Genomic DNA, 25105 nt, shown 5'->3' with positions numbered 1-25105 from the left:
CCGACGGAAAGCCTTGTAGTGACCGCCACCGACCGCTCCCTCGAGCTCATCCACACCGCCGCTCAGGCGGCCGCCGACAAGCTCGCGCACGACGTCATCGCGTACGACGTCAGCGATGTGCTGTCCATCACGGACGCCTTCCTGCTCGCCTCCGCGCCCAACGACCGCCAGGTCAAGTCGATCGTCGACGAGATCGAGGAGCGGCTGAACAAGGAACTCGACGCCAAGCCGGTCCGCCGTGAGGGCGACCGCGAGGCCCGCTGGGTGCTGCTGGACTACGTCGACATCGTGGTGCACGTCCAGCACAGCGAGGAGCGCGTCTTCTACGCCCTGGAGCGGCTCTGGAAGGACTGCCCCGAGCTGGAGCTGCCCGCCGACGCCAAGGCCACCCGGGGCAAGGGCGAGGAGCACGCCAAGCTGCGCGCCGCCGAGGAGGCCGCCGAGCTGGGCGGAGAACCGCGGTGACCGCCGGCATCGACTCCGCCGACAGGAAGGGCCGTGGCCGCCGGCTCATCCTGTGGCGGCACGGCCAGACCTCGTGGAACGTGGAGCGCCGCTTCCAGGGCACCACGGACGTCGAGCTGACCGAGACCGGCCTCGGCCAGGCCCGCCGCGCCGCCCGGCTGCTCGCCTCCCTCGGGCCCGACGCGATCGTCGCCTCCGACCTGAGGCGCGCCGCGAACACGGCCGCCGAGCTGGCCGCGCTCACCGGTCTGGAGGTCAGCCACGACGAGGGCCTGCGCGAGACCTACGCGGGCGTCTGGCAGGGCCTCACGCACGAGGAGATCATCGCCCGCCACGGCGAGGAGTACGCCGCGTGGAAGCGTGGCGAGCCGGTCCGCCGCGGCGGCGGTGAACTGGAGACCGAGGTCGCCGACCGGGCCGCCCCCGTGGTTCTGCGGCACGCCGACAAGCTTCCGGAGGACGGCACCCTCGTGGTCGTCAGCCACGGCGGCACCATCCGCACCACCATCGGGCGCCTCCTCGGCCTGGAGCCGCACCACTGGGAGAGCCTCGGCGGCCTCTCCAACTGCTGCTGGTCCGTCCTCGGCGAGGGCGCCCGCGGCTGGCGGCTGCTGGAGCACAATGCCGGCACACTGCCCGAGCCGGTGCTCGGCGACGACGACTGAGCCCCGTAAGACGCCTGGTCAGACGGTCCGGAGCCCGGATTTCACTTTCTGGCTGGTCGCAGGCTAAAGTTCTTCTTGTTCGCCCCGAGCGGGGCGAAACACCATGTGGCTACGGCCGCGTGGCACGAGGGGCTATAGCTCAGTTGGTAGAGCGCCTGCATGGCATGCAGGAGGTCAGGAGTTCAATTCTCCTTAGCTCCACAGATCGAGACAGAAGATCCCGTTCCCCGCGAGGGAGCGGGATTTTTCGTGTGACCTGCGTCCCTCCTTGAGCACGGGTGCCTCCGAAGGCGTATACCTCTGCGGACGACCTTCTTTCCTGCTGCGTGTCCGTACTGGTACGAAGGCGTCGCTGACCGTATTGGTCCGGTCGTGGCAGAATCAAACGGCCGGAAGGGGGCGCGGCCCGACGGGAGGGAGAAGCGATGCCTGCGAGCATCCGCGGGGAGGTCCACGACCTTCCCGAAGCGGTGGTGATGCGGAGCAAGACCACCCTCCTCTGCCCTTCCTGTGGCTCGCTCCACGTTGCCCAAGTCCTCGGTGACAACGGAGGGATCTCCTACGTGTGCACGGCCTGCGGCCACTGCTGGAGCTGACGATGGGTGCACACAGGAGGAAGTGCGACTGGTGCGGCAGCGGTACGCCCATCGTCCGTGACATGGAGCCCGTCAACGCCGACTACCAGTACTGGTGCGAGGAATGCGCCCGGGCGCTGATCATAAAAGGCGACCCCATCGAGACGTACCGCGAGTTGGAGGGTGAGCCGATCTACGGCCGTCTCCTCGAAGAGCACTGCACGCTCAAGCGGTTCTACTCGTTCGTGACGGCGTGAAACGGGACTGATCCGCGCAGATCGGAAACGATTTGGTGGTGGGCACGGGGACCGGTAATGTTTACGTCGTCGCCGGGGAAACCGGGCGGCGGACCGCAAGGGGCTATAGCTCAGTTGGTAGAGCGCCTGCATGGCATGCAGGAGGTCAGGAGTTCAATTCTCCTTAGCTCCACAGGGACGAAGACCCCATCCGATCGGATGGGGTCTTCGCGTTGTTGACGGTGCGTCGGACACGGCGAAGGGGGCCACCGGATCGGTGACCCCCTTCGCCGTGCTCGGCTCAGCGACCGCTGCCCAGCGCCCGGCGGCCACGGCCCTGGGAGAGGACCGGGAGGTTGCGGGACGGGGCGGCGGCGCGGTTGTCCTCCTCGATGCGCAGGGCGAGCGCGGGGCAGCGCCGCACCGCACGCAGGGCCTTGGCCTCGGCGTACTGGGGAACCTTCGCCTGGGCGACGGTGGGGAAGCCGTCGGCGCCGAGCTGGAAGACCTCCGGGAGGATGTCGGCGCACAGGCCGTGGCCCCGGCAGAGGGTCCAGTCGACGAAGATCTTCTGGCGGCTGGCGCCGTTCTCCTCCTCGCCGGCTCCGCCCGGGATACCGGTCGGCATCCTGCCGCCCTCGAAGAGCGGCAGCACGCCCTCCACGGGCCGTCCGCAGCCGTTGCCGAGGACATGCGCGGCGAGGTCGTCCGTGAACGCCTTGATGGTCGATTCCAGGAACATGGCGGAGCCGTCCGGGTGCGAACACGCCCCGCGTCGCTTGACGTTCTTCGCGACCTGCTTGAGGGCCTCCAGGGCGGCCGGACCGCCGCCGTTGAGGATGTCCTCCATGCCACGCGCGGCGGCGGGCAGACCGAGGTAGCAAGGGCCGCACTGTCCCGCGCTCTCCTCGGCGAGCCACTTGGCGACCTGGAGCGACTCGCCGAGCGGGCAGGTCTCCTGGCTGATGGGCAGGATGGCGCCCGCGCCGAGCGCACCGCCCACCGCGTCCAGGGAGTTGCGCGAGACGACCGCCTCGTTGACGGTCGCCGCGTCGATCCACTTGCCGTGGTAGCCGCCGGTCAGCACTCCCTGGGGGACCGGCGGGGCACCCGCGAGCTGGAGGATGTAGCGCAGCGGCACGCCCGTGGGCGCCTCGATGACCATGGGACGGGCCACCGCGCCGGAGACGGTGAGCATGACGGTGCCCGGCTCGTCGTACAGGCCGGTGTTGCCGTACCGCTCGGAGCCGATGCGGGCGCCGATGGCGAGTTGGGCGAAGGTCTCGGCGTTGGAGAGCAGGGTCGGCGCGCCACCGACACCGCTCCTGGAGGCGCTGGTCTTGCGGCCCGGCGGGATGGCCGGACCGCCGTCGATCGAGCGGATCAGCGACGCGGCGGCGCCGGTGACCATCCGGACCGGGTTGCGCTGCACGCTCGCGCGGATGGCCGCGCCCCGCCGGTTGCTCAGGCCGCGCTCGGCGAGCGCGGCCTCCATGGAGCGCTGGGTGGATTCACGTGTCACCCCGATGACCAACTGGCGGGCACCCAGGGCCTCCGCGACCAGCAGGGCGCCGTCCAGGATGAGGTGCGGTGCACGGTTGATCAGCACCGTGTCCTTGCGGCAGGCGGGTTCGTCCTCGCTGCCGTTGACGACCACGACGGGCCGGATGCCGCGCTTGATGGCCGACTCGGCGACCGACCGCAGTTTCCTGTGGAACGGGAAGCCCGCGCCGCCCCTGCCCTTCAGGTTGATCCGCTCGGAGAGCTGGGCGAGTTGCTCGCCACCCATCGGTTCGAGCGGACCGTGCACCTTGAGGTGCATGGGGAGGTCGAGTCTCTCGACGAGGTCGAAGCCCGAGGTGAGCTGGGGGAGCCCCACCACTCGGACTTCGGGGACGTCGGGAAGGGCCTCGTTCACTTAAAGCCTCCGGAAGGCGCGTTCCAGGGTTCGCCTGAGCTCGGCGGGTCGTAGTCGTAGCCGGGCAGCGTTTCAGTGGCGGGACCGCTGTTGTACGTGTCGTTCGGGATGTACGTGCCGTAGGGGGCGTTCGTCTCAGCCGTTCCGTAGGAAGTTTCCGAGACTCCCGTGTTGTACGTCTCGCCCTGGTAGGTCTGGCTCGGGTACGCCTGGCCCTGATACGTCTGCCCGCCGAGTGTCTGCCCGCCCAGCGGCTGTCCGGCGAAGGTGTCCTGCATCGGGTCGTACGCCGACGGGGGCGCCTCGCCGACCGGCGGCGGGGACGGGGCCGGCCAACGGGTGCTCCCTGTGGTCGAGCCGTCGTCCATCCGGGGCATGGCCTGGGTGGGCTGCATGTCCAGAGGCTGCTGCTGGGTCAGATAGGGCGCCGTGGGCTCCGGGGAGCGCGGGGTCATCGACACCGCTCGGTACGCGGCCGCGAAGCCGGGGCCGCTGTCGGCCGCCGCGCGCTGCGGGGGCACCAGCGGGTCGCCCGGCGCGAGGCCCTGGCCGCCGCCGAAGCCGGGCAGCGGGAACTGGCCGGTGTCCCGCATCCCGTCGCGCTGTCCACCGTCGCGCCGGCCGCCCTCGCGTCGTCCGCCGGGCTCGTCGAAGCCCTGCAGGGCGCTGCGGGACTTCATGAGCTCGTCGACCTCGGGGGGACGCTGGCCGTCGGTGCCCAGGATCGCGGTGACCCGGTCGACCACCTGCCGCTTGACCGAGCGGGGGGCGGCGCGCAGCAGCAGGGCGCCGGCGACGACGATCAGGCCGACGGAGTAGAGGATCACGAAGATCGGCTTCGCTTCTCGACCCGCGTAGAGTCCGTGCACGAGCGCGAAACACCAGGCCGGGTAGGCCATCATGTGCATCGTGCGCCAGCGTGCCGCGACCGGTGCGGGAGAGGCGAAGTTGCTACGCAGTGCGCCCGTGATGGCCACGAAGAGCATCAGGGATCCGGCGGTCGCGCCGAAGCCGATGAGTGCGCCCGACCCCGTCACGCCGAGGGCGAAGGGGAACAGGGCGAGCGCGGAGACGTGGTCCAGCGCCAGCTTCACCGTGACGTGCAGCACGAGGAAGGCGACCGAGGCGATCGCGGTAGTCCGGTGGACGGCCTGACCGATGATCCGCTGGCGCGTGTTGAGGAGCGTGCGGTCCTGGGCGACGAGACCCCAGAGCACCGAGCACGTCAGCGAGACGAGCGAGAGAACGCCCGCGCCGAAGTCGAGAAACTCGCGGTACGCGTCACCTCCGACCAGCACACTTACGGGTATCAGCAGCAGAGCGGCAGCCGTGGCCATCCCATAGGCCGAGCGGCCTGTTTGGGGCAGCGAGCTGTTACTGCGACGAGGGTTCATGGGGGCAACTCCGAACAGTTCGGGAAAGCGGTCCCGTCGTCGAACTGTAAGTGGTGCCGTACCGGGCGGTACGAGGTTTGAGTTATTGCGTTGTTATCAAGGGGCAATCTCACATCTGTGATGTCCCTTAGTGGTTGTTACGCGAAGTAAGTTTTGAATAAAGTTCAACTTATTTGGCCGGATCCCGTGGCTGACACACCGCTGGTTCCTGTCCACTGGCTGCCCGGAACCTCGTCGCGGTGGCCGTGAGGGCTGCGGTACCCTGACCCCATGCGTGCCGTACGCCTTCTGCTTAGCGAGCCGCGCTGATCAGTCCCGACCGCCGATGAACGGCGTGGTCGGAATCGGCGCGGCGTCCCCTCCTGTGCGAGGGGATTTTTCGTTTCCTGGACGAATAGCCCGCTGGCAGAGACGATCGATGGAGCTTTGAGGATCATGAGCGAGACGAACCCCGCTGCCACAGGCGTACCGGTGGATGCCGCGCCACACCGCTACACGGCCGCCGTCGCGGCCGAGATCGAGGCACGCTGGCAGGACTTCTGGGACGCGGACGGCACGTACGCGGCGCCGAACCCGAAGGGTGACCTGGCGGGCGACGGGGAGCTGGCCGCCCGGCCCAAGAAGTTCATCATGGACATGTTCCCGTACCCGTCCGGTGCGGGCCTGCACGTCGGTCACCCCCTGGGCTACATCGCCACCGACGTCTTCGCCCGCTACCAGCGGATGACCGGCCACAACGTCCTGCACACCCTGGGCTTCGACGCCTTCGGCCTGCCTGCCGAGCAGCACGCCGTGGCCACCGGCGAGCACCCCCGGGTCACCACCGAGGCCGCCATCAGCAACATGAAGTCCCAGCTGCGCAGGCTGGGTCTGGGCCACGACAAGCGCCGGTCGTTCGCCACGATCGACCCGGACTACTACAAGTGGACCCAGTGGATCTTCCTGCAGATCTTCAACTCCTGGTACGACGACGAGGCGAGGAAGGCCCGCCCGATCGCCGAGCTGGTCGCCCAGTTCGAGTCCGGTGAGCGCGCGCTGCCGGGCGGCGGTTCCTGGAGCGCCCTGAGCGCCGCCGAACGCGCCGACGTCCTGGGCGAGTACCGCCTGGCGTACGCCTCCGACGCGCCGGTCAACTGGTGCCCGGGCCTGGGCACCGTGCTGGCCAACGAGGAAGTCACCGCCGACGGCCGCTCCGAGCGGGGCAACTTCCCCGTCTTCAAGGCCAAGCTGCGCCAGTGGAACATGCGGATCACGGCCTACGCCGACCGTCTGCTGGACGATCTGAACGAGCTGGACTGGCCCGAGGCCATCAAGCTGCAGCAGCGCAACTGGATCGGCCGCTCCGAGGGCGCCCGCGTCGACTTCCCCATCGACGGCGAGAACATCACGGTCTTCACCACCCGCCCCGACACCCTGTTCGGCGCGACCTACATGGTCCTGGCTCCCGAGCACCCGCTGGTCGACAAGTTCACCCCGGCCGCCTGGCCCGAGGGCACCCACGACGTGTGGACCGGTGGTCACGCCACCCCCGCCGACGCCGTCTCCGCCTACCGCGCGCAGGCCGCCTCGAAGTCCGACGTCGAGCGGCAGGCCGAGGCCAAGGACAAGACCGGCGTCTTCATCGGCTCGTACGCGACCAACCCGGTCAACGGCCAGAAGGTCCCCGTCTTCATCGCCGACTACGTTCTGATGGGCTACGGAACCGGCGCGATCATGGCCGTCCCGGCGCACGACTCGCGCGACTTCGACTTCGCCCGCGCCTTCGAGCTGCCGATCGCCTGCGTGGTCGAGCCGACCGACGGTCGCGGCACCGACACCTCGACGTGGGACGAGGCCTTCGTGTCGTACGACGCGAAGATCGTCAACTCCGCCGGTGAGGGGGTCTCGCTGGACGGCCTGGGCGTCGTCGAGGCCAAGGCGCGCGTCACCGAGTGGCTGGAGCGGTCCGGTATCGGCGTGGGCACGGTCAACTTCCGGCTGCGCGACTGGCTGTTCAGCCGCCAGCGCTACTGGGGCGAGCCCTTCCCGATCGTCTACGACGAGGACGGCGTCGCCCACTCGCTGCCCGAGTCGATGCTGCCGCTGGAGCTGCCCGAGGTCGAGGACTACTCGCCGCGCACCTTCGACCCGGACGACGCCGACACCCAGCCCGAGACGCCGCTGTCGCGCAACGCCGACTGGGTGAACGTCACGCTGGACCTGGGCGACGGCCGGGGCCCGCGCCCGTACCGCCGTGAGACCAACACCATGCCCAACTGGGCCGGTTCCTGCTGGTACGAGCTGCGCTACCTGGACCCGCACAACTCCGAGAAGCTGGTGGACCCGGAGATCGAGCGGTACTGGATGGGCCCGCGCGCGGGGCAGCCGCACGGCGGTGTCGACCTGTACGTCGGCGGCGCCGAGCACGCCGTGCTGCACCTGCTGTACGCGCGCTTCTGGTCCAAGGTCCTGTTCGACCTGGGGCATGTCTCGTCGGCGGAGCCGTTCCACAAGCTGTTCAACCAGGGCATGATCCAGGCCTTCGTCTACCGCGACAGCCGTGGCTTCGCGGTGCCGGCCGCCGAGGTGGAGGAGCGCGACGGCGCCCACTACTACCAGGGCGAGAAGGTCAGCCGACTGCTGGGCAAGATGGGCAAGTCCCTCAAGAACGCGGTCACTCCCGAGTCGATCTGCGCGGAGTACGGCGCCGACACCCTGCGCCTGTACGAGATGGCGATGGGTCCGCTGGACGTCTCCCGGCCTTGGGACACGCGCGCGGTGGTGGGCCAGTTCCGGCTGCTGCAGCGGCTGTGGCGCAACGTCGTCGACGAGGCCACCGGTGAGGTGACGGTCGTCGACACCGAGCCCGGCGAGGACACCCTGCGGGTGCTGCACAAGGCGATCGACGGTGTCCGCCAGGACCTGGAGGGCCTGCGGTTCAACACCGCCATCGCCAAGGTCACCGAGCTGAACAACCACCTGACCAAGGTGGGCGGCCCGGTGTCCCGCTCCGTCGCCGAGTCCCTGGTCCTGCTGGTCGCGCCGCTGGCCCCGCACATCGCCGAGGAGCTGTGGCGCAAGCTGGGCCACAGCGACTCCGTCGTCCACCGGGACTTCCCCGTCGCCGACCCCGCGTACGTCGTCGACGAGGCCGTCACCTGTGTTGTCCAGATCAAGGGCAAGGTCAAGGCCCGGCTGGAGGTGCCGCCGACCATCTCCGAGGAGGAGCTGGAGAAGGTGGCCCTGGGTGACGAGAAGGTGGTCGCGGCGCTGGCCGGGGCACCGATCCGGAAGGTGATCGTGCGGGCGCCGAAGCTGGTGAACATCGTCACATGAGTGCGGTGGGGGCGTCGCCCCGAGACCGGGTGGTGACCTGGGGTAGCCGCTGGTAGACGTGCCGCTGCCGGTCGGTGGTGGTCCGGGTGTCGGTCGGTGGTGGTTCAGGGTCGTCCCCTACGGGCAGGTTCCGGGTTCCGATGGAACCTGGGACCTGCCTGTTGCGTTTACCGTGGAAGAGCGCCGCAGCACATGCCCGTGCCGGTCGGAGGAGGAGCGCGTCGTGGAAGCCGTCATCGCAGTCGTCGCCCTGTTCTTCGTGCTGTTCGGGCTGGGCGTGTACGCCACGGTGAAGGCGGTCGGCGCGGCCAAGCGCGGCGTGGACCGTACGATCACCCAGGCCAAGCGGACCGTCGAGGACACCACCCTGCGCGCCAGAAGCCTGGCCCAGCCGGGCCCGGTCGGGCAACTGGCCGACCTCCGCCTGAAGTTGCGCAACTCGATGCGGGCCACCCAGGAGGCGCTGCGGGCGGGGGTGGGCGAGGACGAGTCCCTGAAGGAGTCCCTGGCCCTCTTCGAGCAGCTCAGCAAGCACGGCCGGGAGCTGGACGACGAACTGCGGCGCCTGGAGCCGGAGCCGGACCGTGCCAAGCTGACCCAGCGGCTGCCCGCGCTGCGCGAGCGCACCGAGCGGATCATCAAGTCCGCCGACTCGCTGCGCTGGGCGGCGCACGACCGGGCCCGCAAGTTCGCCGAGGACGACCTGGACACGCTCAGCGCCCAGATCGATGTCGAGGCGGGTGCCCTGCGGCACTGGACGACGGAGCCCGCGTCGGTCTGGCCCGAGGCGCCGAAGCCCGAACCCACGGCCTCCACGGGGCAGACCTGGCAGGAGACTCCCGAAGCCCATGACGGGGAGCCGCGCGGTGGTGCGTCCCGCGGTGGTGCGTCCCGCAGTGGTGCGTCCCGCAGTGGTGAGGAGCCTCCGAAGCCCGCGATCACGCCGCCGAGCGCGCGGCCGACGTACCCCTGGCAGAAGAAGCCCCGCCCGGAGAGCACGACTTGAGACGGTCGGCCGGTCCGCGCGGTCGCAGGTGGGAGGGGCCGGGCTGCCGCCGGTGAGCCTCGACGGGTAACCTCCAGCTCATGTCCCGCCATGTCGCGATCGTCACCGATTCAACGGCCTACCTGCCGCCGCCGGCGATGGAGCGTCACGGCATCACCGCGGTGCCGTTGACCGTGGTCGTAGGTGGTCAGGCGCTCGAGGAGGGCACCGAGATCTCGGCGCGGTCCCTGGCCCAGGCACTGCAGAAGCGACGGTCCGTCACCACCTCGCGCCCCAGCCCCGAGCTGTTCGCGGAGACCTACCGCAGGGTCGCGGAGTCGGGTGCGACCGGCATCGTCTCCCTCCATCTGTCCGCCGAGTTCTCGGGCACGTACGACGCGGCTGTGCTCGCGGCGCGCGAGGCCCCCGTGCCCGTGCGCGTGGTGGACACCGGGATGGTCGCGATGGCCCTCGGGTTCTGCGCCCTGGCCGCAGCCGGGTCCGCGGAGGCGGGCGGCACGGTGGACGAGGCGGTCACGGCCGCCGAGAAGCGGGCCGCGGGGACGTCCGCGTTCTTCTACGTCGACACCCTGGACTATCTGCGCCGGGGCGGCCGTATCGGCGCGGCACAGGCACTGTTCGGCTCCGCGCTGGCGGTCAAGCCGCTGCTGCAGCTCGACGGCGGCCGTATCGAGATGTTGGAGAAGGTCCGTACGGCGTCGAAGGCGATCGCCCGGCTGGAGGAGATCGTCGCCGAGCGGGCGGGGACCGCGCCGGTCGACATCGCCGTCCACCATCTCGCCGCCCACGAGCGGGCTTCCGCACTTGAGGCACGGCTGCGGGGTCGGGTGCCCGGACTGGCCGAGCTGCATGTGAGCGAGGTGGGGGCGGTGATCGGGGCGCATACGGGTCCCGGATTGCTGGCGGTTGTCGTCTCGCCTAGGTGAAGAGTGTTGTCCCTTGCTTCTATCACTCGTGTGGGTGACGGAGTTATCCACAACCGCGTAGTAATCCACGGGTATTGAGCAAGATCATCGCAAGTGGGCGGGCTTGCCCCATCCTCGTCGCATGGCACTTCGATCACGTTCACGCAGCGCGACAGTCACCAGTGGCCCGGGCCGGGGCCCGTCCTCCGACGGGCGCGCCCGGCACCGCCCGCGGCGGCCCCGAGGCAGGGCCGGCCGCCGCCAGGCCTCGGCGGAGGCGCTGCGTCTGCGCACGGAGGCCCTCTTTCCCGAGAGGGCCGCGCCGACGGGGGAGCCGGGGCATGGGCCGCCGGAAGTGCCCAGGGCGCGGACGGGGGTTGCGGTTGGTGTCGCCGGGGTCGGAGCGCGTGATCACGTCGACAGTCGTGTTGCCGAGCGCAGCCCGCTCGCTGGTACTGCCGTCGGGCACAGCGCTGCCGCTGGTGCCGCCGTCGTGGACAACGCGGCTGCTGGAGCTGCCGTGGCCGCGGGCAGGGCCGCGAGCGGACGTGGTGTGGAGGGCGGGGTCGCGAGGGGGCGTGAGGTCGACGACGGCGCCGAGGGCGGGGCTGTCGGCCGGGAGGCGAGGGGCCCGTGGCGGGAGCGGGTCGGGCCGGCCGTGCGGGAGCGGTTGCCGTTGTGGCTGCAGGTGAGGTGCGGCATCGAACGGAAGAGCGTCGTGGCGCTGAGCATGGTGCTCGTCGTCGCGGCGGTGTTCGCGGCACAGCACTTCTGGGCGGGCCGGACCCAGCCGGTCGCCGCGCCCGAGGTGGTGCGGGCAGGGGCTCCAGGGGTGGTCGGGGCCCCCGGGGCTTCTGGGGGCCCGGCGGCTTCGTTCGATGAAGCCGGGCACGGCCGGGCGGCTGTGCCGGGCGCGGCGGCAGGGGCGCCGGCTTCCACGGCCGCCCCCTCGATCGTGGTGGACGTCAGCGGGAAGGTGCGCAGCCCGGGGATTCGACGGTTGCCGGCCGGCTCCCGGGTCGCCGACGCGCTGCGGGCGGCGGGCGGTGTACGGCCGGGGGCGAACACCGACGGGCTCAACCGTGCGCGTCTCCTCGTCGACGGCGAGCAGGTCCTGGTCGGCGGTCCGGCGTCGGCGGCCGGGTCGGGGGCCGCGCCGGGCGGTGGAGCGGGAGGCGGGGGTGGTGGTGCGGCTGGGTCCGGCGGAGTGGCCGCCGGAGCGGCTCCCACAGGGCCCGTCTTGCTCAACACGGCCACGGCCGACCAGTTGGACACGCTGCCCGGCGTCGGCCCGGTCCTCGCCCAGCACATCATCGACTACCGCACCCAGCACGGCGGCTTCCGCTCGGTCGACGAACTGCGTGAGGTGAACGGGATCGGCGATCGTCGTTTCGCCGACCTGCGGAACCTCGTACGGCCATGAGGGGGACGGAGGAGGGGGCGCCGCCATCGGTGGAGGTGCCGTTACCGGTGGCGGGCGGGGCGCCGGGTGCTCCCGCGCGTCCCGCGGTGCACGCGGCGTCCGGGAGCCGGCTCGGCGCCGCGCACCCCAGGCAGGAGGGGCCGGCGGATCTGCGGCTCGTGCCGCCGGCGCTGGCCGCGTGGGGGACGGCGGCACTGACGGTCCATGCGTCGCCCGAGTGGGTCGCGGGCGTGGCCGTGATCTGTGTGGTCGTGGGTGTCGCCCTGCTGATCACCGGGCGAGGGCCACGGCGAGGGCGAGGGCCACGGCGAGATCGAGGGCGAGGGCGAGAGGCAGGGCGGGGAAGGGGACGGGAGCAGGGACAGGGACACAGGACAGGGCCAGGGCCAGGGCCAGGGCGAAGTAAGGCCTGGAAGCAGGTGTCCGTCGCCGCCGTGCTGCTGTGTGCCGGCGCTGCCGCCACCTTCGCAGGGCTGCATGGGGTGGATCTGCGGCGAGGGCCCGTCCCCGACCTCGCCGGGCAGTACGCGCGAGTGACGGCGGAGGTCGAGCTGACTTCCGACCCGCGCCTCACTAGCCCGCGGATCAAGGGCAACCACGCGGCCCCTACCGCCGTGCTCCTGGAGGCCGAGGTACGGCGAGTGAGAAGTCCGGACGGGGCAGTCGTCGACACGCGAACGCCGGTGCTGGTCATCGTCGACGCGGAGAGGGATCGCCCCCCTCGCGCTGGTTCGTCCTGGCTGTCGCTGCTGCCGTCCACGCGGCTGAGGGTGGAGGCGCAGGTCGTGCCGGCGATGGTCGGGGGCGACCGGGTGGCGGCCGTGCTGCGGGTGCGGGGTGGTGCGGCGCCGGAGACGGTGGAGGAAGCGAGCGCGGTGCAACGGCTCGCCGGACGGCTGCGTGCGGGGCTCAGGGAGGCGACCGACGGGCTGGACGCGGACGCGCGGGCGTTGTTGCCGGGGTTCGTCGTCGGGGACACCTCCCGGGTGCCGGCCGACTTGGACGAGGCGTTCAAGGCGACCGACCTCACTCATCTCCTCGCGGTCAGCGGCGCCAACTTCACGATTCTGTTGGCCCTGTTCATCGGGCCGCCGGGGCTGGCGCAGCGGGCCGAGCGGCGGGGGCTAGCGCCCCGGCTCGGGATTCCGTTGCGGGCGACCGCACTCGCCGGTGGCGCTCTGACACTCGGTTTCGTGATCGTGTGCCGCCCGGACCCCAGCGTGGTGCGGGCGGCGGCCTGCGGGTCGATCGCGCTGCTGGCCATCGCCACGGGCCGGCGCAGGTCCCTGATCCCCGCGCTGGCGACGGCGGTCCTGCTGCTGGTGCTGTACGACCCGTGGTTGGCCCGCAGCTACGGCTTCCTGCTGTCCGTCCTCGCCACCGGCGCCCTGCTCACTCTCGCCCCGCGCTGGAGTGCGGCGCTCCAGCGGCGTCGGGTGCCACCGCGTCCGGCGGAGGCGCTGGCGGCGGCGGGAGCCGCGCAGGCGGTGTGCGCTCCGGTGGTCGCCGTCCTGTCGGCCAAGGTGAGTCTGGTCGCGGTGCCGTGCAATCTGCTGGCGGAGTTCGCGGTGGCACCGGCCACGGTGCTGGGCTTCGCGACGCTGGCGACGGCCCCGGTGGCGATGCCTGTGGCCGAGTGCCTCGCCTGGTGCGCGAGTTGGCCCGCCGGCTGGATCGCGGACATCGCGCGCTCAGGGGCTTCCCTGCCCGGCGCGGGAGTGGACTGGCCGGGCAGTTGGACGGGCGCGCTGCTGCTCACGCTCGTGACCGTGGTCGTCGTGCTCGTGGGGCGACGGCTGGTGAGCCATCCCTGGCTCGTGGGCGTCTGCTTGGTGGTGTTTCTGCTGGTCGTGGTGCAGCCACCGCCCCTGGCCAGGGTGATCACGGGGTGGCCGCCGCCCGGCTGGCGGTTTGTGATGTGCGATGTGGGGCAAGGAGACGCGACCGTCCTCGCGGCGGGCGACGGTGCCGGGGTGGTGGTGGACGCCGGTCCCGATCCGGTGTTGGTCGACCGCTGTCTGACGGCACTGGGCATCACCGAAATCCCGCTCGTCGTCCTCACCCACTTCCACGCCGATCATGTGGCGGGGCTGGCAGGGGTGCTGCGGGGGCGCTCGGTCGGGGCGATCGCGGCGACGGGGTTCGAGGAGCCCGCGGATCAGGCGGCGTTCGTCCGCAGGGAGGCGGAGGCCCGGCGGGTTCCGTTGACACGGGCGGTGGCCGGAGAGGAGCGGCGCACCGGGGACCTCTCGTGGCGGGTGCTGTGGCCGCCGGCCGACGCGGTCGCACCGGACGGGCCGAACGACGCCAGTGTGACCATGCTCGTCCGCTCGGCCGGGCTGACCCTGCTGCTCCTCGGCGACCTGGAACCACCCGCCCAGCGGGAACTGGCGAGGTCTCCGGAAGCCGCGTTCCTGGGAGCCGTGGACGTGGTGAAGGTCGCCCATCATGGGTCCGCCTATCAGGACCCCGGCCTGATAGGGGCGGTGTCCCCGAGTCTGGCGCTCATCTCGGTCGGTGCGGACAACCCGTACGGACACCCGGCGCCCAGTACGGTCGCGGCGCTGCGGGCCGGGGGTGCCACGGTGCTGCGTACGGACGAGGACGGCGCGATCGCCGTCGCTGGTACGGCGAAGGAGTTGCTGGTGGCGAGAGACTGAACCCATGGATACCACAGAGCGTGATGCCTACCTGCGCCGTCTCGGGGTCGAGCATCCGGCCTGGCCCACCGTCGAGGTATTGCGTGAACTGCACCTGCGCCATCTTCGGGCGGTGCCGTTCGAGAACCTGTCGATCCACCTCGGGGAGGAGATCGTCCTGGAGGAGCGGCGGCTGCTCGACAAGGTGGTCGGGAGGCGCAGGGGCGGCTTCTGCTACGAACTGAACGGTTTGTTCGGGGCATTGCTCGCGGCACTGGGCTACGACGTGACGCTGCTGGCCGCGCGGGTGTACGGCGAGGAGGGGCGGCTCGGTATCCCGTACGACCATCTGGCGCTGCGGGTGCGGACGGTGGACGGGGGTGACTGGCTGGCCGATGTCGGGTTCGGGGCGAACAGTCACTGTCCGCTGGAGTTCGGGGCCAGGGGGGAGCAGGAGGATCCGGGCGGCACGTTCCGGGTGGTCGAGGCGGACCGGGAGAGTGAGGGAGGGGAGTTCGGGGACCTGGACGTACTGCGGGACGGCAAGCCGCAGTACTGCCTGGAGACGCGGCCGAGGGTGCTCGGGGACTTCGTGGCCGGGGCGTGGTGGCACAGCACCTCACCGGCCTCGCACTTCACCCGGTCGCTGGTCTGCTCCCGGCTCGCCGAGGACGGCGGGCGGATCACTCTCAGCGGCCGCACGTTCACCGTCACGTCGGCGGACGGCGCCCGCGAGGTGACCGAGCTGAGCTCGGACGCGGAGGTGCTGTCGGCGTACCGGGAGCGGTTCGGGATGACGCTGGACCGGGTGCCGGAGGTGAGGGAGGGGCACGGGGTGGGTTAGGCCGTGTACTGGTCGGTTCTGGCGTGGAGGCGCTCGGAGTTGCGGCGCAGCCGGTACTGCTTGGCCAGCACCCCGGCGGCCCGGAACCGGGCGCCGGAGCCGAGGGCGGTGATACGTCCGTCGTCGTGGAGGTCCCGGCCGGCGGAAGGCGCGGTTGCAGGGCGGGTAAACCGTCAAACCCATGTTCCGAGAGACGTTGGACCTCCTGCGTCGCTTCACCCACCGGCTTCGGCGCGAGATCGGCGGTGGCGGAAGATGGGGGGCGTGAGTGATGTGAGGCATGTGTTGGTGCTGCCGGACCGTGGTGCGGCTGAGGAGGTTGTCGAGGCGCTCAGGGAGCGGTTCGGGCTGGATGAGGAGCCGCAGGTGGTGCGGGACGCCTTGGCCGGGGAGGACGACGCCGAGGACGCGCAGTGGCTGGTGGTGCTGCGGGACGAGCGGGAGCGGCTCGATCCGGTGGCGCTGGACGAGTTCGCGGGTGAGTGGGAGGGGTGGAGGGAGGAGCCGTAGAGCTCCCGCGCAGGGGGCAGGCGTGCCGCGAGGGCCGGTCGGTGGGCGGTCGGGTTGTCGGTGGGGCGTGGGATGCTGAGGGCGATGGCCAAGAAGACTGCGAATGACGATCCCCTCGCCCCCGTGACGCTCGCCGTGGGGCAGGAGGAGTTGCTGCTCGACCGTGCCGTGCGGGAGGTGGTGGCCGCCGCGAAGGCCGCCGATGCCGACACGGATGTGCGTGATCTGTCCTCGGACCAGTTGCAGCCCGGCACTCTGGCCGAGCTGACGAGTCCGTCGCTGTTCGCGGAGCGGAAGGTCGTGGTCGTACGCAATGCGCAGGATCTGTCGGCCGACACGGTCAAGGATGTGAAGGCGTATCTCGGGTCTCCCGCCGAGGAGATCACCCTGGTGCTGCTGCACGCGGGCGGGGCCAAGGGGAAGGGGCTGCTGGACGCGGCGCGCAAGGTGGGGGCGCGGGAGGTGGCGTGCCCCAAGATGACGAAGCCGGGAGATCGGCTGGCGTTCGTGCGGGGGGAGTTCCGGGCGCTCGGGCGGTCCGCCACGTCCGAGGCGTGCCAGGCCCTCGTCGACGCGATCGGGAGTGATCTGCGGGAGCTGGCGTCCGCGGCGTCGCAGCTGGTCGCGGATGTCGAGGGGACGATCGACGAGGCGGTGGTCGGGCGGTACTACACCGGGCGGGCCGAGGCGTCGAGCTTCGAGGTCGCCGATCGGGCGGTCGAGGGGCGGGCGGCGGAGGCGCTGGAGGCACTTCGGTGGTCGTTGTCCACCGGGGTGGCGCCGGTGTTGATCACCAGTGCGTTGGCCCAGGGGGTGCGGGCGATCGGGAAGCTGTCATCGGCACGGGGTGGGCGGCCGGCGGATCTCGCGCGGGAGCTGGGGATGCCGCCGTGGAAGATCGATCGGGTGCGGCAGCAGATGCGGGGGTGGACGCCGGATGGGGTCGCCGTGGCGTTGCGGGCGGTGGCCGAGGCGGATGCGGGGGTGAAGGGCGGGGGGGACGATCCTGAGTACGCGTTGGAGAAGGCGGTCGTGACGATCGCCCGGGCGGCTCGGTCTCGGCGAGGCTGAGTTTTTCCTCGCCCCCGCCGCCTCTGCCCGTCCCTGCCCGTCCCTGCCCGTCCCTGCCCGTCCCATCCACGTCGCATCCACGTCCCATCCCCAGGGGCGCTGCGCCTTCGCCCCGTGCGGATGCGGGGTGGGTGGGATCGTTTGTCGGGTGCGGGTGCGGGTGCGGGTGCGGGTGCGGGTGCGGGTGTGCGACTGGGTGGGGGCTTGTCGCGCAGTTCCTCGCGCCCCTGGGGGACGGCCCTTCGGGCCTGTCCTCCCCGGGGGCGGTCGCCTGTTCTCATGCCGAAGGCCCCGTCCTCCCCCCTGGGGAAGGGGGGAGGACGGGGCCTCGGTTCACGATGGTGGACCTGTACCCGCGTGGCGAACGCAGGCCGCGTACGGGTCCGGGGGTGCCGGGTGGGAGCGGATGAGAGAGGGCCCGCTCTGGGTCCAGCCGACTGTCAGATCAAAGAAAGAGCTCAGCCCTTGAGGGAAGCGACCTTGGAAGCAAGCGCCGACTTCTTGTTGGCGGCCTGGTTCTTGTGGATGACGCCCTTCGAGACGGCCTTGTCGAGCTGACGCGCGGCAGCGCGCTGGTACTCGGTGGCCTTCTCGACGTCACCCGCGGCAGTGGCCTCACGGGCCTTGCGGATGGCGGTCTTGAGCGACGACTTGACGGCCTTGTTGCGAAGGCGCGCCTTCTCGTTGGTCTTGTTCCGCTTGATCTGGGACTTGATGTTCGCCACGAATGAGCCTTTTCAGCTACAGGTGGACGAGGACATCCGAGCTACACGGGACATGCCTCAGCCACCGTTTGATTTTCTTGGGGTGTGCCTCCTGCTGAGAGGGCATGAGACACAGCCGTCCACGCTACCAGTAGCCCACCGGTCGGCCCAAACCGGTCGCAGTTCTCCACCCGTGGGACCATGGAGCCTACGTATAGACCCGTTCGTACAGACCCGCTAGATCCGACCCGAGACCGCAGACGGCTGCGGACGCCTCAAGAATCAGGACCCTGCGTGCCCGCGATCCCTAGCCATGTGCCCGAGCCGAGCCGTACCGACCCGGCTCTGATCCGCAATTTCTGCATCATCGCGCACATCGACCACGGCAAGTCCACGCTCGCCGACCGGATGCTCCAGCTGACCGGTGTGGTCGAGCAGCGGCAGATGCGTGCTCAGTACCTCGACCGCATGGACATCGAGCGTGAGCGCGGTATCACGATCAAGTCCCAGGCGGTGCGTCTGCCCTGGGCGCCGACCGACGACCCGGGCAACACGCACATCCTCAACATGATCGACACGCCTGGGCACGTCGACTTCACGTACGAGGTGTCGCGGTCGCTGGCGGCGTGTGAGGGGACCGTCCTCCTCGTGGACGCGGCCCAGGGCATCGAGGCCCAGACCCTCGCCAACCTCTACCTGGCGATGGAGAACGACCTCAAGATCATCCCCGTACTGAACAAGATCGATCTGCCGGCCGCGCAGCCGGAGAAGTTCTCCGAGGAGCTGGCGAACCTCATCGGGTGCGACCCCGCGGACGTGCTGAAGGTTTCCGCCAAGACGGGTGTGGGCGTCGACGCGCTGCTCGACCGGGTCGTGGCGGAGGTCCCGGCGCCGGTCGGCGTGAAGGACGCGCCCGCCCGCGCGATGATCTTCGACTCGGTGTACGACTCCTACCGGGGCGTGGTCACGTACGTCCGTGTGATCGACGGGCAGCTCAACAAGCGCGAGCGGATCCGGATGATGTCCACCGGTGCCACGCACGAGCTGTTGGAGATCGGGACCAACTCGCCGGAGATGCTTCCTGCGGACGGGCTGGCCGTCGGTGAGGTGGGCTACCTCATCACCGGGGTGAAGGACGTCCGGCAGTCCAAGGTCGGTGACACGATCACCAGCCAGGTGAAGGGGGCGACCGAGGCGCTGGGGGGATACAAGGACCCCAAGCCGATGGTCTTCTCCGGGCTGTATCCGCTGGACGGGTCCGACTACCCCGAACTGCGTGACGCGCTCGACAAGCTCCAGCTCAACGACGCCGCGCTCGTGTACGAGCCGGAGACGTCCGCCGCGCTGGGCTTCGGTTTCCGCGTCGGCTTCCTCGGGCTGCTGCACCTCGATGTGATCCGGGAGCGGTTGGAGCGCGAGTTCGGGCTCGACCTCATCGCCACCGCGCCGAACGTGGTGTACCGCGTCGTCATGGAGGACGGCACGGAGCACACGGTCACCAACCCGAGCGAGTTCCCCGAGGGCAAGATCAACGAGGTGTACGAGCCCGTCGTACGCGCCACGATCCTCGCCCCGACCGAGTTCATCGGCTCGATCATGGAGCTGTGCCAGACCCGGCGCGGCACCCTGCTCGGCATGGACTACCTCTCGGAGGACCGGGTCGAGATCCGCTACACGCTGCCGCTCGCGGAGATCGTCTTCGACTTCTTCGACCAGCTCAAGTCGAAGACGCGCGGCTACGCGTCGCTGGACTACGAGCCCACCGGCGAGCAGACCTCCAGCCTCGTCAAGGTCGACATCCTGCTGCACGGCGACAAGGTGGACGCCTTCTCGGCGATCACCCACAAGGACGCGGCGTACGCCTACGGTGTGCGGCTCGTCGCCAAGCTCCGCGAGCTGATCCCCCGACAGGCCTTCGAGGTGCCCATCCAGGCCGCCATCGGGTCGCGCGTCATCGCCCGTGAGACCATCCGCGCCATCCGCAAGGACGTCCTCGCCAAGTGCTACGGCGGTGACATCTCCCGTAAGCGGAAGCTGCTGGAGAAGCAGAAGGAGGGCAAGAAGCGGATGAAGATGGTGGGCTCCGTGGAGGTTCCGCAGGAGGCCTTCATCGCCGTGCTGTCCAGCGACGACAGCGCCGGCGGTGGCAAGGGCAAGAAGTAGCCATCGGCGGCGATCGCCGCCGACCGCCGGGGGCGGCGGCTGTTACCCCCGGAAACTCGGGCAGAGCGCGGGCCCGTCGCGTTTCGACGCGGCGGGCCCGCGGGTCTTCCGGGCGGCGCCGGTGCGTCTTCGTACGGTAGTTCTCGGTGGAAAGTGACGGCCCGCCGCCCCTTACGAACCAGCCAACCGCGCTCTACCCTGATCACCACTCGATGGTTACTCGCGAGTTAAACAACAGCCGCTTTGAGCCAGCCGCACAGTCCGTGAGCCAGCTGTACTGTCGCGTGCCCCGGAGGATGTCGTGAGCGACACACAGACCCTGATCGAGAACCGTCCGCCGTCCATGGCGGCCCTCTTCCTGGAGCGTGTGGCGGCCACGCCGGACGCCGAGGCGTTCCGTTATCCCGTGCCCCCCGCCTCCGGTGAGGGCCCCTCCGAGTGGAAGTCGCTGAGCTGGGCGCAGGCGGCCGAACGTGTCGACGCCATCGCGGCCGGGCTCGTCGAGCTGGGTGTGCAGCCGGAGCAGCGCATCGCCCTGTCCTCCGCCACCAGGATCGAGTGGATCCTGTGCGACCTCGGCATCATGTGCGCGGGCGCGGCCAACACCACGGTCTACCCGCAGACCAACGCCGAGGAATCCGCGTACATCCTGTCCGACTCCGGCAGTCGCGTCCTCATCGCCGAGAACGCCGCGCAGCTCGACAAGGCCCGTGAGAAGAAGGCCGAGCTGCCCGAGCTGACCCATGTCGTCGTCATCGACCCCGAGGGTGCGGACCTCTCGGAGGACTGGGTCCTCTCCCTGGCCGAGCTGGAGAAGCGCGGCGCCGCCTATCTGGAGAAGAAGCCCGACCTGGTGAAGGAGAAGGTCGGCGCGATCACCAAGGACCAGCTCGCCACCCTCATCTACACCTCCGGCACCACCGGCCGCCCCAAGGGCGTCCGCCTCCCGCACGACAACTGGGCGTACATGGCGAAGGCCATCGGCGCGACCGGCCTGCTCGAGCCTGCGGACGTGCAGTACCTGTGGCTGCCGCTCGCGCACGTCATGGGCAAGGTGCTCCTCTCGGGACACATCGAGGTCGGGCACATCACCGCCGTCGACGGCCGCGTGGACAAGATCATCGAGAATCTGCCGGTCGTCCAGCCGACGTACATGGCGGCCGTGCCGCGCATCTTCGAGAAGGTCTACAACGGCGTCGTCGCCAAGTCGCGAGCGGGCGGCCCGGCCAAGTACAAGATCTTCCAGTGGGCGGCGGGGGTCGCCCGCGAGTACGCCAAGGTCAGCCAGGACAACTTCCGTCGCACCGGTACCGCCTCCGTACCGTTCGGGCTGGAGGCCAAGCACAAGGTCGCCGACGCGCTGGTCTACAAGAAGCTGCGGGACGCCTTCGGCGGGCGGCTGCGGGCCTGCATCTCCGGCTCGGTGGCGCTGGCACCCGAGATCGGCTTCTTCTTCGCCGGCGCGGGCATCCCCATCCTGGAGGGCTACGGCCTGACCGAGTCCTCCGCGGCCTCGTTCCTGAACCCGGGCGAGGCGTTCCGCACCGGCACGGTCGGCAAGCCGCTGCCCGGCTGCGAGGTGCGCATCGCGGACGACGGCGAGATCCTCCTGCGCGGCCCCGGCATCATGGAGGGCTACCACGGGCTGCCCGAGAAGACCGCGGAGGTCCTGGAGGCCGACGGGTGGTTCCACACCGGGGACATCGGGGAGCTGTCGCCCGACGGGTACCTGCGGATCACCGACCGCAAGAAGGACCTCTTCAAGACGTCCGGTGGCAAGTACATCGCACCGACCGAGATCGAGGGGCAGTTCAAGGCACTGTGCCCGTTCACGTCCAACGTCATGGTGATCGGCGCGGACCGTAACTACTGCACGGCCCTCATCGCCCTCGACGAGGCGTCCATCCAGGGGTGGGCCGCGGAGAACGGGCTGGAGGGGAAGTCGTACGAGGAGGTCATCTCGTCGCGGGCGACGGTGGAGCTCGTCGAGGGGTACGTGCGGACGTTGAACGAGGGGTTGCAGCGGTGGCAGACGGTCAAGAAGTTCCGGCTGCTGCCGCGTGACCTCGATGTGGAGCACGGGGAGCTGACGCCGAGCCTGAAGTTGAAGCGGCCGGTGGTGGAGAAGGAGTACCAGCATCTGATCGATGACATGTACGTCGGTACGCGCGAGGCGTAGCGCCCTCCGCGCGGGGTGACGGGAAGCGATGGCGACTGCGGGACCGTGGGGCTTGTCGCGCGGTTCCCCGCGCCCCTGGGTCACCTCATGGCCTCCTCGCCCGAACGGGCGCGGAGGCCAGCGGCTCGTCGAGGGATGCCAGGACGGCCTCCAGTGCGATCAGGTTGTCCTCCATGCCGTCGACGAGGAGGATGCCCGCGCTTCGGCCGGTCCGGTCCTGAGCGGTCATGGTGAGGGTGCCTCGTTCTCTTCGGTGCGTTTCTCGGGGCAGGGCCCGGCGCTCGCAGGGCCCTGCGCGGCTTCCGGGTCCAGGACCGCGCAGACGACCGTGAGCAGCTGGTCGACGTCCACCGGCTTGGGGACGTAGTCGTTGGCGCCGCGGGCGATGGACTTCTCGCGGTCGCCGGGCATCGCCTTGGCGGTGAGGGCGACGATGGGCAGGCCCGCCCAGCGCGGGGTGCGGCGGATGGCGGAGATCGCCTCGTAGCCGTCCATCTCCGGCATCATGATGTCCATCAGGACGAGTTCGACGTCGGGGTTGCGTTCCAGCGTCTCGATGCCCTCACGGCCGTTCTCCGCGTAGAGGACGGGCATGCCCACACGGCCGAGGACGTGGGTGAGCGCGAAGACGTTGCGGATGTCGTCGTCCACGATCAGCACCCGGCGGCCGGGCAGGACCTGTCCCGCGCGCCCCGCCTGCCAGGCCTCCAGTTTGGTGGGGGCGGGCCAGGTGTCGTCGGTGTCGTGCGGGGCGGGATACGGCTCGGTGGTCAGCTGTTCCGGTACGAGGCTGCCGCGCTCCTCGGCGACGGAGCCCGTCACCCCGTGGCCGGGGCTGAAGACGGGGACGTACAGCGTGAAGGTCGAGCCCTTGCCGGGGACGCTCTCGGCGATGATGCGGCCGCCCAGCAGCCCGGCGATCTCACGGCTGATGGAAAGGCCCAGGCCGGTGCCGCCGTACTTGCGGTTGGTGGTGCCGTCGGCCTGCTGGAACGCCTCGAAGATCACCGGGAGTTTCTCGGGCGCGATACCGATGCCGGTGTCGGAGACCGCGAAGGCGATCACCTCGGCGTGGTCCTCGCGGGTGAAGCGGTGGTCGGGGTCCTTGACCCGGTCGACCTTCAGCTCGACCCGGCCCGACGCGGTGAACTTGATCGCGTTGGAGAGGAGGTTGCGGAGGATCTGCTGCAGGCGCTGTTCGTCCGAGTACATCTCGCGCGGCACGTTCTCGCCGACCGCCACCTCGAAGGCCAGGCCCCGGTCGAGGGTGAGCGGGCGGAACGTGGCGTGGACGTAGTCCAGGAGCTTGATCAGCGGGAGCCGCTTCGGGCGTACGTCCATCCGGCCGGCCTCGATCTTCGAGAGGTCCAGGATGTCGTTGATCAGTTGGAGGAGGTCCGAGCCCGAGCGGTGGATCGTGGCCGCGAACTGCACCTCCTGGTCGGTGAGACGGCCGTCCGGGTTGTCGGAGAGCAGCCGCGCCAGGATCAGCAAGGAGTTCAGCGGGGTGCGCAGTTCATGGGACATGTTCGCCAGGAACTCCGACTTGTACTGGGAGGAGGTCGCCAACAGGGCCGCCTTCTCCTCCAGTGCCGCGTTCGAGTGCCGCAACTCCGCCTGCTGCTCCTGGAGTTCGTCGGAACGCTCCTGGAGCTGCATGGCCAGACGCTGGGATTCGCCGAGGAGGGACTCCGTGCGGGAGTTGGCGATGATCGTGTTGATCGCGACACCGATGGTGTTCACGAACTGGTCGAAGAACGCCAGATGGACATCGGAGAAGCGCGAGAAGGAGGCGAGCTCGATCACCCCGAGGAGCTTGTCCTCGAAGAGGATCGGGATGATGACGACGCTGGACGGGGATGCCTCGCCGAGGCCGCTGTTGATCTTGATGTAGCCGGGTGGCGCCTCCTCCACCAGGATCCGCTTCTTCTCGCGGGCGGCCTGCGCGACCAGGCCGTGCACGGGCAGGCCACCGGTCTCGACGGTCGCGCCCTGCGCCGAGCCGTAGCCCGCGATGAAGGCGAGGCCCTTGGTCGGGGCCACCGGAAGCGGGGCAGCGCCGTCCTCGTCGGGGTCTGCCAGGTAGAAGGCGCCGTACTGGGCGTTCACCAGCGGGGTCAGCTCGCGCAGGATCAGATCGGCGACCTCCATCAGGTCGCGGTGGCCCTGCATCAGGGCGGCGAGACGGGCCAGATTGGACTCCAGCCAGTCCTTCGCGCGGGTGGTCTCACGGAGGTTGGCCACCATCAGGTTGATGTTGTCCTTCAGCTCGGCGACCTCACCGCGCGCCTCCACCGTGATCGAGCGGGACATGTCGCCCTGGGCCACGGCGGAGGCGACCTCGGCGATCGCGCGGACCTGCGTGGTCAGGTTCAGGGCGAGCTCGTTCACGTTGGTCGTCAGGCGCTTCCAGGTGCCGTAGACGCCCTCCACCCGTGCCTGACCGCCCAGTTGGCCCTCCGAGCCGACCTCGCGGGCGACTCGGGTGACTTCGGAGGAGAAGGAGGAGAGGGTGTCGACCATCGTGTTGATGGCGGTCTTCAGCTCCAGGATCTCGCCGCGCGCGTCCACGTCGATCTTCTTGGAGAGGTCGCCGTTCGCCACCGCCGTCGTCACCTGGGCGATGTTCCTGACCTGCGACGTCAGGTTGTCCGCCATGTAGTTGACGTTGTCGGTCAGATCCCGCCAGACACCCGACACACCCAGCACCCGGGCCCGCCCGCCGAGTGCGCCGTCGGTGCCGACCTCCCGGGCCACCCTCGTCACCTCGTCGGCGAAGGCGCGCAACTGCTCCACCATCGTGTTGACGGTGTCCTTCAGTTCGAGGATCTCGCCGCGGGCGTCGACGGTGATCTTCTTGGAGAGGTCGCCGTTCGCCACGGCCGTGGTCACCTGGGCGATGTTCCGCACCTGGGACGTCAGGTTGAGGGCCATGAAGTTGACGTTGTCGGTGAGGTCCTTCCAGACGCCGGAGACGCCCCGGACCTGGGCCTGACCGCCGAGGTTGCCTTCGGTGCCGACCTCGCGGGCGACGCGGGTGACCTCGTCGGCGAAGGCGGAGAGCTGGTCGACCATCGTGTTGATGGTGGACTT

General features: G+C 70.1%; 18 protein-coding genes, 2 tRNA genes and 1 pseudogene. 16 read left to right on the top strand and 5 right to left on the bottom strand.

Translation table 11 applies throughout. The features are described from left to right. The first annotated feature begins 18 nt into the window (after window positions 1–18). From rsfS to ACFY9I_RS03165, 6 genes are all read left to right on the top strand, one after another. On the top strand, window positions 19–465 hold the full coding sequence (gene rsfS / locus ACFY9I_RS03190) for a ribosome silencing factor (RefSeq protein WP_390995928.1): 447 nt from the start codon (window positions 19–21) through the stop codon (window positions 463–465). Next, window positions 462–1130: a histidine phosphatase family protein gene (locus tag ACFY9I_RS03185; protein WP_390995926.1), complete on the top strand. Its 669-nt coding sequence runs from the start codon at window positions 462–464 to the stop codon at window positions 1128–1130. Before rsfS ends, ACFY9I_RS03185 begins: the two co-directional genes overlap by 4 nt. Before the next feature lie 128 nt (window positions 1131–1258). After that, a tRNA-Ala gene (locus tag ACFY9I_RS03180) sits at window positions 1259–1331 on the top strand. A 224-nt stretch (window positions 1332–1555) separates the two neighbouring features. Further along, window positions 1556–1726, top strand: a complete 171-nt coding sequence (locus tag ACFY9I_RS03175) for a hypothetical protein (protein ID WP_390995924.1) — start codon at window positions 1556–1558, stop codon at window positions 1724–1726. Between the two features lie 2 nt (window positions 1727–1728). Beyond that, window positions 1729–1962, top strand: coding sequence for a hypothetical protein (locus ACFY9I_RS03170; RefSeq protein ID WP_005479297.1), 234 nt, complete (start codon window positions 1729–1731; stop codon window positions 1960–1962). A 99-nt stretch (window positions 1963–2061) separates the two neighbouring features. Further along, window positions 2062–2134 (top strand) — tRNA-Ala (locus ACFY9I_RS03165). Between the two features lie 108 nt (window positions 2135–2242). On the opposite strand, the gene ACFY9I_RS03160 is transcribed toward ACFY9I_RS03165, so the two are convergent. Together ACFY9I_RS03160 and ACFY9I_RS03155 are read right to left on the bottom strand one after the other, a co-directional pair. Then, complete coding sequence (locus tag ACFY9I_RS03160; protein ID WP_390995922.1) at window positions 2243–3859, bottom strand: NADH-ubiquinone oxidoreductase-F iron-sulfur binding region domain-containing protein; 1617 nt, start codon at window positions 3857–3859, stop codon at window positions 2243–2245. Next, window positions 3856–5196, bottom strand: a complete 1341-nt coding sequence (locus ACFY9I_RS03155) for a cytochrome b/b6 domain-containing protein (RefSeq protein WP_390995920.1) — start codon at window positions 5194–5196, stop codon at window positions 3856–3858. The genes ACFY9I_RS03160 and ACFY9I_RS03155 overlap by 4 nt, the downstream gene beginning before the upstream one ends. 492 nt (window positions 5197–5688) lie before the next feature. On the opposite strand from ACFY9I_RS03155, the gene leuS reads away from it, so the two are divergent. The 8 genes from leuS to holA all read left to right on the top strand — a co-directional run bounded on the left by leuS (window position 5689) and on the right by holA (window position 16966). Next, window positions 5689–8568, top strand: coding sequence for a leucine--tRNA ligase (gene leuS, locus ACFY9I_RS03150; RefSeq protein ID WP_390995917.1), 2880 nt, complete (start codon window positions 5689–5691; stop codon window positions 8566–8568). Between the two features lie 223 nt (window positions 8569–8791). After that, complete coding sequence (locus ACFY9I_RS03145; RefSeq protein WP_390995915.1) at window positions 8792–9574, top strand: hypothetical protein; 783 nt, start codon at window positions 8792–8794, stop codon at window positions 9572–9574. 80 nt (window positions 9575–9654) lie between these two features. Continuing rightward, complete coding sequence (locus tag ACFY9I_RS03140; RefSeq protein WP_390995913.1) at window positions 9655–10500, top strand: DegV family protein; 846 nt, start codon at window positions 9655–9657, stop codon at window positions 10498–10500. 121 nt (window positions 10501–10621) lie between these two features. Beyond that, window positions 10622–11902, top strand: a complete 1281-nt coding sequence (locus tag ACFY9I_RS03135; protein ID WP_390995910.1) for a helix-hairpin-helix domain-containing protein — start codon at window positions 10622–10624, stop codon at window positions 11900–11902. 86 nt (window positions 11903–11988) lie between these two features. Further along, window positions 11989–14562 carry a ComEC/Rec2 family competence protein gene (locus tag ACFY9I_RS03130; RefSeq protein ID WP_390996989.1) on the top strand — a complete coding sequence of 858 codons (2574 nt, stop codon included), beginning with the start codon at window positions 11989–11991 and terminating at the stop codon, window positions 14560–14562. Between the two features lie 4 nt (window positions 14563–14566). Beyond that, a complete protein-coding gene (locus tag ACFY9I_RS03125) occupies window positions 14567–15385 on the top strand; it encodes an arylamine N-acetyltransferase (RefSeq protein WP_390995909.1) in 819 nt (272 codons plus the stop codon). 264 nt (window positions 15386–15649) lie between these two features. Continuing rightward, entirely contained in the window at window positions 15650–15895 is a 246-nt protein-coding gene (locus tag ACFY9I_RS03120) for a hypothetical protein (RefSeq protein WP_390995907.1), read from the top strand. 84 nt (window positions 15896–15979) lie between these two features. Further along, window positions 15980–16966 (top strand): DNA polymerase III subunit delta, encoded by a 987-nt coding sequence (gene holA, locus ACFY9I_RS03115; RefSeq protein ID WP_390995904.1) that lies wholly within the window; start codon window positions 15980–15982, stop codon window positions 16964–16966. A 458-nt stretch (window positions 16967–17424) separates the two neighbouring features. Here holA and rpsT read toward each other — a convergent pair whose 3' ends face one another. Beyond that, window positions 17425–17691, bottom strand: a complete 267-nt coding sequence (gene rpsT / locus ACFY9I_RS03110) for a 30S ribosomal protein S20 (protein ID WP_390995901.1) — start codon at window positions 17689–17691, stop codon at window positions 17425–17427. A 273-nt stretch (window positions 17692–17964) separates the two neighbouring features. Between rpsT and lepA the strand changes: the two genes are divergently transcribed. Both lepA and ACFY9I_RS03100 read left to right on the top strand, forming a co-directional pair. Further along, entirely contained in the window at window positions 17965–19833 is a 1869-nt protein-coding gene (gene lepA, locus ACFY9I_RS03105; protein WP_390995898.1) for a translation elongation factor 4, read from the top strand. Between the two features lie 301 nt (window positions 19834–20134). Beyond that, the gene (locus ACFY9I_RS03100) at window positions 20135–22012 is read left to right on the top strand and encodes an AMP-binding protein (protein ID WP_390995896.1); all 1878 of its coding nucleotides are present in this window, start codon (window positions 20135–20137) and stop codon (window positions 22010–22012) included. Window positions 22013–22095: 83 nt separating this feature from the next. Here ACFY9I_RS03100 and ACFY9I_RS03095 read toward each other — a convergent pair. Next, a pseudogene (locus ACFY9I_RS03095) lies at window positions 22096–22241 on the bottom strand (response regulator); the annotation flags it as partial. Next, a partial coding sequence (locus tag ACFY9I_RS03090) for an ATP-binding protein (protein WP_390995893.1) occupies window positions 22238–25105 on the bottom strand: 2868 nt, incomplete at its 5' end. The gene ACFY9I_RS03090 and the pseudogene ACFY9I_RS03095, both read right to left, overlap by 4 nt.

Source organism: Streptomyces sp. NPDC012510, assembly GCF_042955065.1.
Taxonomy (GTDB): domain Bacteria; phylum Actinomycetota; class Actinomycetes; order Streptomycetales; family Streptomycetaceae; genus Streptomyces.
This window is presented reverse-complemented; position numbering and strand designations above follow the sequence as displayed.